The following is a 14,844-nucleotide window of genomic DNA, read 5'->3' as shown; positions in this document are numbered from 1 at the left end:
ACAGAGGGTGCGCGCGGGCCGAAGCGGCCGCGGCGCGGCCGATGCGTCGCGCGACATGACCCTGGACATCGTGAGCTACGGTCGGCGAGGGCCAGGTGGCACGCTGCGCCTCGGCGCCGACCAGATCGCGCAGATCCAGCGCACGGTGGGACGCACGCCCGAGGTGATGGTGAAAGTCTCCGGGGGCGGGCGGGACGTCGGCGGCGTCGAGGCCCATCTGCGCTACATCGGCCGGCGCGGCAAGCTGCCGATCGAAACCGACGAGGGACTGGCGCCGCAGGGCCGGGGTGCAGCCAAGGAGATCACGGCCGACTGGCAGCTGGAGCTTTGTAGAAGCCAGTACAAGCCGAAGCCTGTTCTGGAGCAAAAGGACACGCGTGCGAAGCTGGTGCACAACATCGTCCTGTCCATGCCTGCCGGCACGCCACCGGAAAGGGTACTGGCTGCCGCCCGCGTCTTTGCGCGCGAGAATTTCGCGCTGCAATATCGCTATGCCATGGTGCTGCACACCGATCAACCGCACCCGCATGTGCATCTGGTGGTCAAGTGCGAGCACGAGTTCGAGCCGGGCCAGCGCCTCTACATCCGCAAGGACACGCTGCGCCAGTGGCGCGAGCAGTTCGCCGCCCTGATGCGCGAGCAGGGTGTGGCGGCCAATGCCACACCGCGGCAGGTGCGAGGGCAGACCCGCAAGCCCTACAGGGATGCGATCCATCACCGGCTCCGTGCGCTTCGGGCATTCGGCCAACTGCCCCCGAGCGACCGGACCGGGCATCGACCGCCGAAGACCTCGACCTTCATGCGCGCCAAGCTGGAGAGCCTGCTCCAGGCTCTGAGGTCGGGGCGAGGCGCCGTGGATGACGGCAAAGAGAAGATGCGCAATACTCGGGCGGAGGTGGTCACAGATTGGCACGCAACAGCGGAAGCACTTCGAAGCCAGGGCGAAGCAGATCTTGCCGCTCGGGTCGATCATTTCGTCGCACGAATGCCGGATGTGCTGAGCGAAGCACAGCGACTGGCGGAACGCTGGAGAGAGCAGACCACACGCAGACCTCCGGACCGCGAGGATGCTCAGTCGCCGGGAACGCGCGACCGGTGAACGCGACACGCATTGAACATGGGCAGGTCCAATGCAGAAGCATCGAGCCCTTGGATGTCTACCATGAGAGCGACCCAAGGGCCGAGCGGTCGGCGTTGAAGCCGGTGATGCCGAGAACTCTGAGGCCAGAGTCGTTCGGCAACGATCAACAGCGTTTCCCGTAGCTCGCCGGCGGACGATCGGTCGGATCGCTTGAGAACACCTCGAGATACGACCTGAGGTGTGGGCCGATCCTTCTGTGCTTTGCAGTTTTGTCCGCATCCCCACCGGGTCAGTTTTCACCGGCAATCAACACCAGGGCAATCAGAGAGAGATGGATTGGATAGAAGGCGTAAAAGACCCACCGACTGCGCGGCAGTGGTATCACGACCTGCCGCGCGCCCCAGATCAAGAGCAGGGTGGCCATCGCGGCGAAGTTGCCGTTGATGGCGGCGAGCGACGCCGTCGCCGAGGCCCACAACAGCATCCGCAGACCGCTGGGCCTGCGAAGGAACGCCCAGGAGCTTAGGCAGCAGAGCAGCGCCGGCCACCAGAATTCCACCACGGCGCCACCCACAAGGAAGGCAATCCAGGCCGTGCAGCGCGCGGACCTGCTGTCCCGCTCGAGCAGCCAGACGATCAGCGTTGCCAACAAGAGCGTGGCCAGGATGTTCAAGGGCCACCAGCCGACCAGATGAACGAAAGCCGGCGTCGCCAGCGGCGCAAAGACTGCCAGCCGCTTCATCACGCGCACGTGAATGCCGCTCTCGTGGGCGCCGGGGCGCGTGAGGTTGAACATGAGCACGAAGGCGAAGAGCGGCATCACCATGCGCCCCAATGCGTAGAGAGCCGGGCTTGAATCGTGCAGCAGGTACTTGTTGACGTGGTCTCCCGTCATGAGCAACAGACCGACCCATTTGAGCGCTTCGAGCGAACCGTTCGAGATCGACCATGCGCCCACAGGTGTCTGAGGTTTCGCTCGATCGCGTATCTGGAGCCTTCGGGACATGGTGGTGAGGCTGGGTTGAACCCTCATGCATCAGCACGCTGGAGGAAGTTCGAAGCATTCAATCCACCGCTGGCGCCACGCCGCGCCATGCGATGCGGTGAGCGCGCTGCGCTGGGTACAAGCGGCACATTCCGGCGTTGCGCTGTGCGGCCGAGGACGTGCGGCTAAACGACCGGCCTGGAGGTCCATTGCGCTCGCCGCCACCGACTTGATGTGCTGCAGCGCGTTCGTGCGGACCGGCACCCATTGATTGACCAGGAAGCGGGCGGTGGAGTAGGACCGAACCGCCTCGCCGCGCGGCGGCCTTTGCCTGGGTGCCGAAAGAACAGCGCCCTGCGTCTCGGGGTGTCCGGCGCGGCGCCTCGGACGACGTCCCGCGGCAGAGCAGGACCGGAGAGAGGCGCGCACAGCGCGCACGCAAGGCTGGACGCATAGTTCTAGCTTCAACCTCGGTTTCCGACGATGTCTAGAAGCGCTCATGGTTCAACTCCTCGCGGTCTCGGGCCGCGCGTTGGCGCGCAGGGATGCGTGCGGGCCTCGGGAGTCGATCCGGAAGGTGGATGGAGCGGCCTTGCGCCACCGCCTCGGCCATCCGCTCGCGAATCAGCTGTACGAGGCGCAGCTGGGACGACCGATCGCTGGTCACGCGCTGTGCGTACTGCTCGGCCAGCTTGAGGTCCGCCGCCGCTGTGGCCAGTTCGGGGTGCTGACCCTGGGCCGCATCGGATAGCGATTCCCCGGTGCGAATGCGCATGGCGTGGTGCTCCATCGCGCGAAGGTGATCGGATGTCTCGATGCTCCACCGCGCACGCTGCGCGACAATTTTCTTTTCGCCGACCAGTTCGCCTTCCGCGTTGCGCGCCGCCATGCGCACGTGGACCGGACGGGTGCCGAGCCGCGTGAGCACCACCTGGTCGCCGATGCGCGGTTGCGAAGCAGACTCTGCGAAGGCCCGCTCGAGGTCCGTACCCCAGACGGTGCGCTCTCCGGTCTCGGCGCGGAGCGTCACGTAGAAGGACATGCGCTGCGCCGGATCAAATCGATATGGTGCCGCGGCGGCCGCCAGAAGCATCCCCGTGACAGGCGGTCTCCCTCCGCGCTCGAATCGGCGGTCTTGCGGTTCTTCTTCGTGCGGATGAAGACTGGCGTTGCGACCGGCTGCGGCGGGAACGGCGCCTTCGTGCACGGTCGCTGGTTCACGGTCCAGCGACCTCGGTATCGGATCCCGTCCGGTCTCGTGTAAGGGCGGCCCTCTTTTCTCCAACGCACGCTGCACCTGGAGGAGTTCAGCCGCGGTCGGCTCGTAGCCTCGGACCTTGATGCCCCGCAGCGCGGCTTCGCGCCACATGCCCTGGCGAAAGGACTCAGTGCCTTTGAGTTCGATGACCCGCCATTCGCGCGCTTCGGCGATCGCCACGGCGCTGTGCAGCACCTCGCGGTTTTCGGTCTTCACTCGGAGGCGGCCGCCGTCGTCGATGAAGGCGAGGGTGCGGTCCGGGAAGAAGTAGCGATTGTCGATGCGCAAGTAGCGGCGCTCGATGGCATCGGGTACCCGTGCATGGCCGCGGCCCGCAGCAGGCGCATCTCCCTGGACGGCGCCAGCGCCGTTCCAAGATGCGGTGCTCCCAGTGCCGCTCGGAGGGTGGTTTTCGGGCGAATGGTCTGTGGACATTTGTGGTTCCTTTCACGTGGACTGTCCGATGCGCTCGGCTTGGCTTGGCTTGGCTTGGCTTCAGTCCAGGATTCGCGCCATGAACTCGTCGACGTGGCGTTTCATGTCCTCATCGCCGAGCTTCTCGGCGGGAATCTCCACGTCGTCGAAGTCGAACGAGAAGTCTTCCAGCTTCAACTCGTCGTTCAGTACATCGGTGGCCAATGTGCCGGCCCGCTTGGTCATGGGCGCGGCGCCACCGTCCTGTGGCGAGGCGTTCGCGATGGATCCGGGTTCCGTGTCGGCTGCGTCTTTCCTGTCATCGGGTGTGGCCGCCGGAGCGGTGGCGACGACGCCGCCGGACTTGTTCAGGTCGAGCTTCGGGACTGGCGGCGGCGGTCGCTCGCGCGGCGCGAAAAACCTGTCGCGAAAGTAGAGGATGCGGTACGCCAGCACCGGCCGCAGGCCTTCGTAGAACAGGATCATCCGGTCCGGTCCCAGTTCCTTGACCTCCTGGGGCAGCAGCAGACGGCGCGGCTGCTCGCTGATGCTCACGGTCGGTTCCTTGCCCGCGCCGCCCCACATCGGGCGGCTGACGTTCTTCTGCCGGACGGTGCAGGTCCCCAGCTCGCGCGAGATGGCCTCGGCGTCCTCGTACTCCTTGGGCGGGAAGACGATGCGCGCGGCCAACATCTTGCGGATCGACTTGGCGCCCTCGACGCCGTACTTCTCGATCAGCTGCGAATTGGACTGAACGATGACCACGGTGCGCACGTTGTAGCCAGGCAGGAAGGCGGTGGAGTCGGCGATGACGGGAATGCGCCCGAGCGCCGGAAACTCGTCGAGCATCAGGAGCACCTGATGGCGAAGCTGCGGATTGTTCTCGGGAAGTTCCCGCGTTTGCAGGCCGATCGCCTGCTGGAAGAACAGGTTCAGGAGCGGCTGCAGCCGAGCGATGTTGTCGGGGTTGATCTGTACATAGATCGAGATCGGGCGCTTGCGCAGTTCTCTCAGGTCGAAGTCGTTGGCCGAGGTGGCCGCATCGATCATCGGGTTGAGCCACAGGTCCAGGCGGCTGGTGAAGGTCTTGCGGATGCTGGAGGCCGTGGTCGGCGCCAGGTCGATCACGTCGTAGAGGCTCTGCACCGCTTCCTGCGACAAGGGGTACCCCGCGCGCTCGCAGGCGTCGATCACGCGCTTCCAGTGCTTCTGAAAGCCCTCGGCGTCGCTGGCCATGCCCTGGCGCAGGACCTCGCCCAAGGTGCGCGCGGCACCCTTGGTCTCGAAGAGATAGAGGGCGATGCCCAGGAACAGAGATCGGGCCGAGGAGGTCCAGAAGGGGTCGCCGGCCTGCGGGTCGGGAAAGAGCATCGTGCCGATGCGCTGGAGATCGTCGATGCAGCGGTAGGTCGTCTCGGAGACATAGCCGAGCGGATTCCAGCGCGCCGACCGTTCGCGTTCTGACAGCGGATCGAACAGGTGCACCTCCTGCCCATGGGCGGCGCGGAAGCCGGCGGTGCGCGTGAAGTTCTCGCCCTTGATGTCGCTGACGATGGCCGAGCCGGGCCAGTTCAGTAGATTGGGGATGACCACGCCGACGCCCTTGCCGCTGCGCGGCGGCGCCTCGAGTGCGACGCCCTGCTGACCGGGAAGAACCAGGTAGCGGTTGCCGAGACGCCCGAGGATGATGCCGTGTTCGTTCAGCAGACCCGATCGCGCGATCTCGCGACGACTTGCGAATCGGGCATCGCCATGCAGCGGCCGGCGTCGGGGCAGCATGGCGATACCGACCAAGCCCAGCATCAGCCCCTGGGAGCCGGCGAGCGAAGCAATGAGGACACGGCGAACGTCCGGGCGTCCACCGTAGGCCTGCCAGTACTCGTGGAGAGTCAACAGCGTGGCGCGCTGGGGCGGCAGATTCATCGCGATCAGGAACGCTTGGCCGGCCACGTACACGCCGACCAGCGCCGCCACCAGCAGCGCGACCGCGATTCTGAAGGGGCTAGGCAAGCCGTCGGATCTTGGTGCCAGGGTCATACCAGATCTCCCGCACGATGCGCCGCAGCAGGCCGTCCCTGCGCTCGCGCGCGCACTGCACGACGATGTCTACGCTCATCTGCGCCAGTTCCACGCCGTCGCGCGTAGTCATGCCGCGGCCCGCCTGACTGCGCTTCATCAACTGCGCCAGGGCCACGAAGGCCATCTCCGCGCTGTCCGCGTGCACGCTGGTGATCGAGCCGGGGTGGCCGGTGTTCACGGACACCAGATAGTCGTAGACCTCTTCCCCGGTGCGAAGCTCGGACACGAACACCCGGTCGGGGCGCTGGCGCTTGGCACTGGCGAGCAGCTGGCCGGGCGTGACCTGGGCCTGCCCCTGGGCGCCGTGCGAATAGAAGAGCCTCACGTGGTTGGGCTGGTTGCGCAGCGACAGCTCCTTCACGTCCTCGATGGTGATCAAACGGTCCTCGGTTGGCACCTCGAGGATCAGCGCCTTGCCCACCGTGGTCTTGCCGGAGCCGGTGGCGCCGGACAGAAGGATGTTCTTGCGAAGCTGGACGGCGCGCCGCAGGAAGGACACGAACTGTCGGTGCGCGAGGAGGTCCGTGAGTTCCCGGTCTTCGGGCGACGCGGTTGCCGGTTCACCTTGCCGCGACTGAGCCGCAGGAGCACTGTGCGTGGTCTCGAAGATGTGCAGATTCTCCAGCTCTTCGAGAGTCCAGAGCGTGTTCGAGGGACGCCGGATCGTGATCGAGACGGTCCGGTCCAGCGTCGCGGGCGGCAGCACGATCTGGATTCTTTCGCCGCCCGGGAGGGTGGCTGACAGGAGCGGCTCGTTGGCCGAGATGCGCTGTCGCGTGAAATTGGCCACGAGCTTGGCGATGGACATGCACCAGTCGAAGCTCGCGAACGGCAGTTCCTCTCGCGTCCAGCCGGACTGCCGTTCCACGAAGGCTGCACCGGGCTCGTTGATGCAGATTTCGGTCACTGCGGGATCGTTCAATAGGCGGCCGAGCGGGCCGAGAAAGAGAGCAAGCGACGACGGCGGCTCGGCGGGGGTCGAATCAGGCGCGTGCGCCCGCGCCAACTGCCGGCTGCCCTTGGCGGTGCCGGGCTCGCAATCAAGGGATGGACGGTTCGTTTCGAAGCGCATAGACGCTCCTGAAATCCACATCGCGGGCGACCAGGATCTGGATCCGCTCGCCCTGGTTCTTGATGACGGTCGGCGGGATCGACACGGTGCTGCGCAGGACCTCCGTCATGACGTCGCGGCTGCCCTGCGGGCCGAGCACCACGCCACCGCCGCTGCCGACGGAGGTGCCGCTTTGCTGATGGGAGGCGATCGTCTGCACGGCGCCGTCTATCACCGAGATCAGGACCGCGGCACCGAAGCGATCCCAGAAATGGGTGTCGACGAAGCCGGGGAGGCCGTTGCGCCCCAGTTCGTCGGTGCCCGGGGAGGCCAACTGGACCACGACACCGGTGGGCGTGCGCGCTTCGTTCCAGACGATGAAGACACGGCCCTGCCCCTGTCGCGGCGTTCCACGCTGCTCGCCGACGTACTTGGTGCCGCGCTCCAGCAGCACGACCTTGCCGTCCGCCCCATAGATGTCGCTTGCACCGATGCAGGTGGTCATGCCTTCATAGGTGGAATCGATGGCGGTTTCCAGCGTGCAGTCGATGAACGCGCCCTTGGGCAAAAGCATGCGCAGTGTCGGCAGGGTCTGGGCGGCGACCGCCGGAGTCAGTGTGGGCCGAAGGCTGGCGGTGAGCGGACTGCCGCCGAGTGCCGCCGAACTGGGATAAGGCTGCAGCGCGCTGATCAGCTGGGCCATGCCTGGCACGCCCCCGGTGCCCTGTATTGCAGGATCCGCGAACGCGTGGGGCGTGGTGGCGCCGCGGGGCTGGGTGGCTTGGGCGAGCCGAAGCACCGGGGCGCCCAGCTGTCGTTCCAGCGCGATCTGCTCGGGTGTCTTCTGTGGCGGGCCCCCGTTGGCGCCGTTCGCCGATGGGGGCGGGGGGGAGGGAGGGGCTGCGCTCGCTGCCGGCGCCGCTGCTCCAGGCGGATCGATGCGCCCAAGCGGCGGAACCTTCATCTCGCCGCCGGCGCGTGCAGCGGCCGCCTTTCTCGCGGCCTCTTCGGCCTCCCGGGTCTTGGCATACTGGGTGTTGTAGTACCAGAACAGGAATCCGGCGCCCAGCAGGATGATCGTGGCCAGCGCCAGGAACCCGCTGATGCGCGACTGGATGGAGCGCTCGCGGTTGACCGAGGGGATGGCACGCTCGCCTTCGATCGTCGGGCGCTCTTCGGCTGCTCGGGGCGCCGCGCCTCCCGGGGATCCTGCTCGCTGCGCAGACAGGATCTCTCCGGTGCCCGGGTCGATCTCGGGCGCGTCGCCACTCCCCGGGGGCCCGGTCCGCGATGCGCGGTGGGTCTCGCTCATCCAGGTCATGGACCGTCTCCTGCAGTGATGCGCCGCACACCTGTAGCGCTGGTGTTGGTGGAGGTGCGCTTGCCGCCGCCGACGAAGGACCGGTTGACCACGCAGCCGACCAGCCCGCCGCGCCGCAGCACGAAGCGGTGCGCCACGCGGTGGATCACCACCTCGTCCGCTTCGACGTTGAAGTTCAACAGCGACTCGGAACCGTCTTCGTTCTGGACGAACATGGCCGGGAAGTCGGAGCGCGCATGAAAACGCAGACGCGTTTGCACCCCGTCGTCGTGGGCGCTCACGGGCTTGAGCGAATCGCTTCCGCAATACCAGTAGTCGGAGTTGCGTGGCCGATCGGTCGCTCCTTCGCTCATGCGCGCCTCGGCCCGGCGCCGTTCCCGATCCGCGGCTGCCGCCCGGGCCTCGTCCTCCGGATAGGTGAAACGTATCGAATACACCATGCGCCTCGCGGCGGCGCCTGCGGGCGCGGTGGAGGCGACGGTGTAGTCGAAATGATAGGTCCGCCTGTTCGTGAGGACGGTGAAGTTGGTCGTGGCGCGCGCTTCCTTGGGCTTGATGAAAAAGTGGTTGCGCTCGGCGCCGATGTCAAAGGCGCCGTTGTCGCCGGAGCCGAGATTCACGAACTCCTCGCCTTCGGCAAACTGAAGATGGATCTGGTAGCCCACGTATCCCTGCAAGCTGACGACGTCCTCCGGGTTGTAGGCGACCTCCCGTACCCGGGCATCGACCTTGCCGGCCGGCGGCACGGTCGCGGTCTGGCCGTGCGGTGCGGCGAACGCGAGACTCACCGCCAATCCGATTGCCAACGGAAATCTGCAGTGCACGCGCTGGGACGTCATCGCGCATCCTGCCTGCCGGGTGCAACGCCAGCCGGAGCGACCTCGGGCTCGCGGCGGTATTCGACAACGCGAAAGCCCAGCGGGTTGAGCGAACGCGTCTTGTTGTCCGCCGATGGCGGAACATAGGCGAACTCGATCGTGGAAACCCAGTGGCTGGTCTGCTCCTCCCCGGTGCCGCCTGCACGCGTCGAGCGGGTGAAGCGGACCTGTGCCAGCTTGTCCTTCCCGCTCCCCAGCTTGAGGAAGGTGACCGATCGCACCTGCGCACGGATGGAAGTGCCGTCCTTGTAGACGTTCAGAGGCGAGGCCGGGTTGTCGGCGGCCCACAGGGCCGCCCACTCCTGGTTGAGACGAGGCGAATTCTGAGAGGCGACCAGTTCGTAGTCCGCTTCCGCGGTGCCGTAGAAGTAGCGCTCGCGCGCGATTACGTAGTTCTGCAGTAGGTTGCGTGTCACGACCTGCTCGATGTCGGTCGTGCCTTCGTAGGTGGGAACGATGTCGACGATCCCGCTGCTGCTGTCGACCCGGATGAGAACGGGAACCGGCTGCTTCAGTGGCGTGAGCCCGCTGACGGCAGCGACGGCAAGCACCGCGATTAGCGTCGCGGCCGCGGCCACGGTCCAGGCGATCCTGGTGGATCGCTCTGCCCGACGTGCGCGGTCGAGTTCCCAGTTTCGGGCCTCGAGCAGGTAGTTGTCAGGGGCGGCGTTCCGGCGCATCGACCGCTCCTGATGCCGAAACACCGTTCGAGATGGTGATTGGTGTGAGGGGCCCTTTGCAATCCGGCGGCATGGGCGGGCGAGTGCCGCACGCAACAAGCAGAAGGGCAATGAGAGAAAGGATGATGGACGGCTTCATCTGCACACCCGAGTGCTAGCGATTGCGCGAGTCACTCGGCATGACCTGCTCTCTGGAAAGCACCGTGCCGCCGCGGCGCGCAGCGCCAACACTGGCGATCGCGGCGGCCCCGGCGCCGATGCGATTGCCCGCCAGACGGCGGAACGAGTCCCAGCGACTGCCTGGCTCCCGCCGCAGTCCGTCCAGCACGCCGCGTCCGAACTCGTAGCTGGTGCGCTTGGCGCCTCCAAGTCCCCAACGGAGCATTCCGCTGACGACGCCATAAGTGCTCAGCGCAACACCGCTCGCAAGTCCCGCAGCGATTGGCGCAACCTGGCGCATCACTAGGAAAACGAGGGCTGAGGCAACGCACACCCGCACACTCGCCGCGATTGTTATCCCTGCGCCTGACGCTGCGGCGCCGGCGGCATAAGCCTTGACCACATTGAGCAGTAGCGACGCAGCGAACAGAGTGAGGACCGCGACGAGTGCGTAGTTAGCTAGCTGTGCGATCCAGGATTCAAAAAATCGCTTCGTTGCTTCAAAAAAGAGCAAGACGATGAAGATCGGACCGAGGGCTAGCAAGATTGCAATGGCGACCTTTGATAGTCCAAGCAAGAAAGCGGTTACGACAACAGTTAGGCCGACTAGCAGGTAGACCAGAAACCCCGCGACATAGAACGCAAAGTCACTGTCAAGCACACTTCCCTTCTTGAGCAATTGTTCAGCGATCGTCGTTCCATCAAGCCAGACCTGATCGATCACGCTTACGACTGTGGACGCACCAACGACTGACGCCGCCAATTGCTCTGGAGCTCGATAGAAGCTATCCGCAATGACTTGGTTGTAGGTCCACAGCCGAAGTCCTAGACCAAGAACGATTGCGACGGTGAAGATTCGCTTGACTCCTTCCCAAATCGGCTCTTGAATTCGTCCGGAAAGGCTGAGGTAACCCCAGATCATTACGTAGACGGTTGCGAGTGTCACGGCGGCTGGTTCAATTGCCGATGCAACTCGTGCTGAGTGCGTGCCGATGTAGTCAGCAAGCCGGCTATCGAGCCAAGAAAAGAATTGCGCAAAGAATCCCATGACGGAACCTGCTACCGGGCGGCGCCCTGCGGGATAGGAATCGGTTTCAGGTCTCGCGTGTTTCCGATGCCGTCAAGCTTTCTCTGAGTCAGCGCGCCATCAATTTCTTCTGACGCTGAAGTCTGGGGAATGGGGGCATGCCGCACCTCGGAGGGTACCTGTTCTAAGGCCCCAAGCTGCATGAATAAGTATGGTCCGCCCGCTGCCGCCGCGACGACAACGATGCTTGCAGGAAGTATCCAAGTGCTCTTGTTCATTTGAGTTTCGGCTAGTAGTCAACAGTGGGGAGCGATCTCATAGAACCGATGCCCGAAGCGGCTTGTTCTCGGGCGCGCTGTTTGCGCATGAGCTCCTCAGAATGAGCGACTTGATAGAGGCTCTGCAGCTTGGTCTGCTCGTTGGTGAGCATGTTCTGCTCGGCCTGGATCCTTGCCTGCAGGTCCTGGATCGCCTTGGGGTCCTGTGCGGAAGCGATGCGATCGATGAGCACCTGCAGGGTCGAGAAACGCTGGCTGGTGCTCTGATATGCGTTCTGCGTCATCCCGTTAAGCAGCGCTGCCGACTGCCGCCCTTGCTCGACGATCTGACGCAACTCGGGACTGAGGCCTTCCATCTGGGTTCCCGAGAGGATGCTGTTGGCTTTCATGATCGACTGCACCTGGCTGGCCAACCCGGCATAGCTGGCCGACGAGCCGTTGAGCGTGTGCATCAGTTCGCCATAGCTGGGGGGCAGGTAGTTGCGCGTGAGGTCCGAGGTCGGCAGCAACTGCTCCATGCCTCGGCTTCCCGTCATGGCGTTGTGAGTCTGGGCCAGCTGGTCCTTTGACGCCTTCAGCTGGTCGTACTGCTTCTGCATCCCGGAGATTTGCTGCTGCCAGTACATGACCTGCTGTATCAGGTTGGCGACGGCGGCGACGTCGATCACCGGGATTCCGGCTTTCGCATGCAGCGGTGCGAGCGACGCCGCGGCCGCGAGGATGAAGGCAGCAAGGTACCTATGCATGGGAGATCTCCTGGGGTGAAGATGAACGGGAGGCGCGAGCGGCAAGCGCCCTGCGGAAAGGCGGCAACCATTGGCCGGGATCCGGTCCGAAGGTCGCGATGGACTCGCGCATGAGGCGGACGTTGCCGGTGCGCCCGGAGATGATGTGCAAGGCGTCGTCGAAGCCATGAAGGTCGAGCTGCGCGACGACGCTGACATGGTTCTGCTTGATGAGGAACTGTCGAGAGCCGGGCTCGAGTTCCTCCTTGATGAGCGCGAACTCCCGGTCCGTCAGGTTGAAACCCCGGGTGTACTCGTCGTAGTCCGCGTCCGGATTGGGGAACAGGATCTTCGTTGGCGTCTGCTCGACGATCGCGCGGGCGATGCCGGAATCGAGCACATGGCTGGTGCTCTGGGTGAAGGTGACGATGTTCGCGTTCTTCTTGCGCCAGGTCTCCAGGCCGTTCTTGGCGAACTTCGCGAAGGCCGGGTCGCTCAGCAGCTTGGCGAATTCGTCCATCCAGCACACCAGCGGGCGACCGTCGACCATGCGGTTGACGAGATGAAAGAGGTACAGGGTCAGCGGCGCACGGACGATCTCGTTGTCCAGGAAATCGGTCACATCGAATCCCACCAGGGCGTGCCGGGCAAGCAGCGGAGCCACGTCGTCGCGATCGTTGTCGAAGACCCAGGCATAGTCCCCGTGCTCCGAGGCACACCATCTCCGAAGGCGCGCGTGCATCCCCTCCGGATCCGTGATGTCGAGGAAGGCGGCGAGCCGGGACAGGCGCCGGAAAGAGGGATCGAGCTTCAGGGTGCCGCGCAGCGCCTGGTCGAGGTCGTCTTCCTGGCGGACGGTCAGGGTGTCGCTCGGTGTGCGCATCACGAGGCGCCGGAGCCAGTGCCGCATGAACTCGACGTTGTCCGCGATCGCATCGTCGAGCTGCAGCGGATTGCAGCCGGTCGGTGTCCCGCTCTTGAGCGGGAGGTACTGGCCGCCCAGGGCCCGCACCAGGATGTGCAGCCCTTCATCCTTGTCGAAGATGACCTGGGTGGCATCGAGGCGATTGCGGATCGCCACCATGCAGAAACCCAGCAGCGTGGTCTTGCCGGTACCGACCGGCCCCACGCCCGTGAGGTGTCCGACGTCGCGGCGACTGCCGCCGTCCGGGCTGCGCGGATCGCTCGCATGCAGCGAGAAGTAGTAGGGCGAACCGGCGCGGGTCGTGAACATGGTCAGCGCGTCGCCCCAGTAGTTGCCCGTGGCCCGGCCGGTCGGGAAATTGTGGAAGGGCGACATGGCGGCGAAGTTGCGGCTGGTGACGGGCGCCTTGCGGCTGCGATAGCCGAAGTTTCCCGGCAGCTGCGCCCAGAAGGCCGCCTCCAGCGCGAGGTCCTCGCGCGCGACCACCATTCCCGCGTCGCCCAGCAGGTAGCGGGCGCGGGCGACGTTGTCATTGAGCCGCTTCAGGCGGGGCCGGCCCTCGGCCTCGCCGACGCCGTCGCAGGGGTCGTCCAGCACATGCAGGCTGAAGTGGTGGTCGCCCACCACGAAGCGATTGCTCATCAGGTCGTCCAGCGCGTCCTTGAGCTCCTCGGCCTGCGAGACCGCCAAGTCGCCGGCAGCGGCCATCCGGTGATGCTGGCGGCTCATCATGTCGGTGGCCGTGCCCTTGGCCAGGAAAGTGAAGCTTTGCGTGAGGACGAAGGGGAAGGGCGCGGTCAGCAGGGCGCTGAACATGCCCGGCGCGGTCGGCGTGGGGTATTCCTTGATGCCGAGGAAGGCCCCGATGCGGGTCTGAGTGCCCGTGCGGTATTCCATCGCCTCGTTGCCGAAGAAGGGCCGGGTGGTGGCCAGAACCTCGTTGAGCGGCGCGCGCGGCAGCGGCATACGTTGCCATTCCCCGTTGACCAACAAGCCGTGGAATTCCACGAGGGATGAGAACAGCGTGTTCTGTCCGTGCAGCCGATAGATGCCCAGTGCTTCGGGGTCGTAGCGCTCGAGCGCCGCGAGCAGTTCCTGGCGCAGCTTCGTGCAGGTGTCCAGGGCATCGTGCAGTTCCGCCTGCGCCCCCTCCGGGTCCGCGCGCTTGAACAGCCGCCATGCGGCGTTGCCGACACGGGTCGGCTGCGGCCGGAACACGGCTGACAGGTACAGTTCATTGACCATCAGGCGCTCGCCAGCCATCTTGCGGCGATAGCGCTGCTCGATCTCGTCGGCGAAGCCGGGCATCGTCCGTCCGTCCGGATAGCCCGTCTCGCGACGGCGGATCACGTGGGCCCAGAGGGCCAGGTTGGGCGAGGCGATGTTGCGCAGCAGGACATTGAGGCGCGCGTGCCAGCTGTTGATGTCCTCGTCGTCCGCGCTTTCGAAGCTCGTGCCGGCAAGGCGCAGTGTTTGCACATAGTCACCCGCACGTGTCAGGGCCACATGCTCGTCCACATGCGCCGAGAGCGGGATCATGGACGCGGCGTCGGCTTCGCGACGCAGCGTGTGCTCGGAGCGTGACAGCAGCTTCATGGCGCGATATGGCGTCAGGCCACGGTCACGGGTGGCATCCGCATGCGGCGATGCCCCCGGCAATCAGGCACGTCCACCGCGAGGGGGCTGTACGAGTTCGCACGCCAGAACCGCAGGTTGCCGCCGAGCATGGCCGGCAGGCGCGTGCGGCCCCAGAGCTGCAGCAGGTCGAAGAAGCGGGGCTCGTACAGGCAGACCAGGTAGAGCACCCCGTGGATCGGCACGAAGGCCAGCAGCCACGCGAGGCTCTTGGTCACGATGAACGCCTCGGTCGTGACGACGATGTTGAACATCATGGCCGAGTAGGTGACGCCCCAGACCATCGAAGGCCGTGTCATGCCGACGAACAGAGGATCCGCGGCGATGCCCTGGTTGCGACTCATGGAC

Annotated in this window: 12 protein-coding genes; 1 reads left to right on the top strand and 11 read right to left on the bottom strand. The window is 65.4% G+C overall.

The genetic code is table 11. The features are described 5' to 3' along the window. The first annotated feature begins 7 nt into the window (after positions 1 to 7). Positions 8 to 1,099, top strand: a complete 1,092-nt coding sequence (locus tag ACAM55_RS29780) for a relaxase/mobilization nuclease domain-containing protein (protein ID WP_369657501.1) — start codon at positions 8 to 10, stop codon at positions 1,097 to 1,099. A gap of 271 nt (positions 1,100 to 1,370) precedes the next feature. Here ACAM55_RS29780 and ACAM55_RS29775 read toward each other — a convergent pair whose 3' ends face one another. The 11 genes from ACAM55_RS29775 to ACAM55_RS29725 form a co-directional block, all read right to left on the bottom strand. Beyond that, positions 1,371 to 2,087, bottom strand: coding sequence for a TraX family protein (locus tag ACAM55_RS29775; protein ID WP_369656847.1), 717 nt, complete (start codon positions 2,085 to 2,087; stop codon positions 1,371 to 1,373). A 466-nt stretch (positions 2,088 to 2,553) separates the two neighbouring features. Beyond that, a complete protein-coding gene (locus ACAM55_RS29770) occupies positions 2,554 to 3,759 on the bottom strand; it encodes an LPD7 domain-containing protein (RefSeq protein WP_369656846.1) in 1,206 nt (401 codons plus the stop codon). A gap of 60 nt (positions 3,760 to 3,819) precedes the next feature. Beyond that, positions 3,820 to 5,748 carry a type IV secretory system conjugative DNA transfer family protein gene (locus ACAM55_RS29765; protein ID WP_369656845.1) on the bottom strand — a complete coding sequence of 643 codons (1,929 nt, stop codon included), beginning with the start codon at positions 5,746 to 5,748 and terminating at the stop codon, positions 3,820 to 3,822. Continuing rightward, positions 5,741 to 6,889, bottom strand: coding sequence for a P-type DNA transfer ATPase VirB11 (gene virB11, locus ACAM55_RS29760; protein WP_369656844.1), 1,149 nt, complete (start codon positions 6,887 to 6,889; stop codon positions 5,741 to 5,743). The genes ACAM55_RS29765 and virB11 overlap by 8 nt, the downstream gene beginning before the upstream one ends. Next, entirely contained in the window at positions 6,858 to 8,189 is a 1,332-nt protein-coding gene (gene virB10 / locus ACAM55_RS29755; RefSeq protein WP_369656843.1) for a type IV secretion system protein VirB10, read from the bottom strand. The genes virB11 and virB10 overlap by 32 nt, the downstream gene beginning before the upstream one ends. Beyond that, positions 8,186 to 8,977, bottom strand: coding sequence for a TrbG/VirB9 family P-type conjugative transfer protein (locus tag ACAM55_RS29750; protein ID WP_369656842.1), 792 nt, complete (start codon positions 8,975 to 8,977; stop codon positions 8,186 to 8,188). Before ACAM55_RS29750 ends, virB10 begins: the two co-directional genes overlap by 4 nt. Before the next feature lie 47 nt (positions 8,978 to 9,024). Then, complete coding sequence (locus tag ACAM55_RS29745; protein ID WP_369656841.1) at positions 9,025 to 9,747, bottom strand: virB8 family protein; 723 nt, start codon at positions 9,745 to 9,747, stop codon at positions 9,025 to 9,027. 154 nt (positions 9,748 to 9,901) lie between these two features. Continuing rightward, complete coding sequence (locus ACAM55_RS29740) at positions 9,902 to 10,954, bottom strand: type IV secretion system protein (RefSeq protein WP_369656840.1); 1,053 nt, start codon at positions 10,952 to 10,954, stop codon at positions 9,902 to 9,904. 268 nt (positions 10,955 to 11,222) lie between these two features. Further along, on the bottom strand, positions 11,223 to 11,957 hold the full coding sequence (locus ACAM55_RS29735; protein WP_369656839.1) for a type IV secretion system protein: 735 nt from the start codon (positions 11,955 to 11,957) through the stop codon (positions 11,223 to 11,225). Next, positions 11,950 to 14,457, bottom strand: a complete 2,508-nt coding sequence (locus tag ACAM55_RS29730; protein WP_369656838.1) for a VirB4 family type IV secretion/conjugal transfer ATPase — start codon at positions 14,455 to 14,457, stop codon at positions 11,950 to 11,952. The genes ACAM55_RS29735 and ACAM55_RS29730 overlap by 8 nt, the downstream gene beginning before the upstream one ends. A gap of 14 nt (positions 14,458 to 14,471) precedes the next feature. Next, on the bottom strand, positions 14,472 to 14,840 hold the full coding sequence (locus ACAM55_RS29725; protein ID WP_369656837.1) for a type IV secretion system protein VirB3: 369 nt from the start codon (positions 14,838 to 14,840) through the stop codon (positions 14,472 to 14,474). Between the last annotated feature and the right edge of the window lie 4 nt (positions 14,841 to 14,844).

The sequence above is a fragment of the Variovorax sp. V213 genome (assembly GCF_041154455.1).
In the GTDB taxonomy this organism is placed as follows: domain Bacteria; phylum Pseudomonadota; class Gammaproteobacteria; order Burkholderiales; family Burkholderiaceae_C; genus Variovorax.
This window is presented reverse-complemented; position numbering and strand designations above follow the sequence as displayed.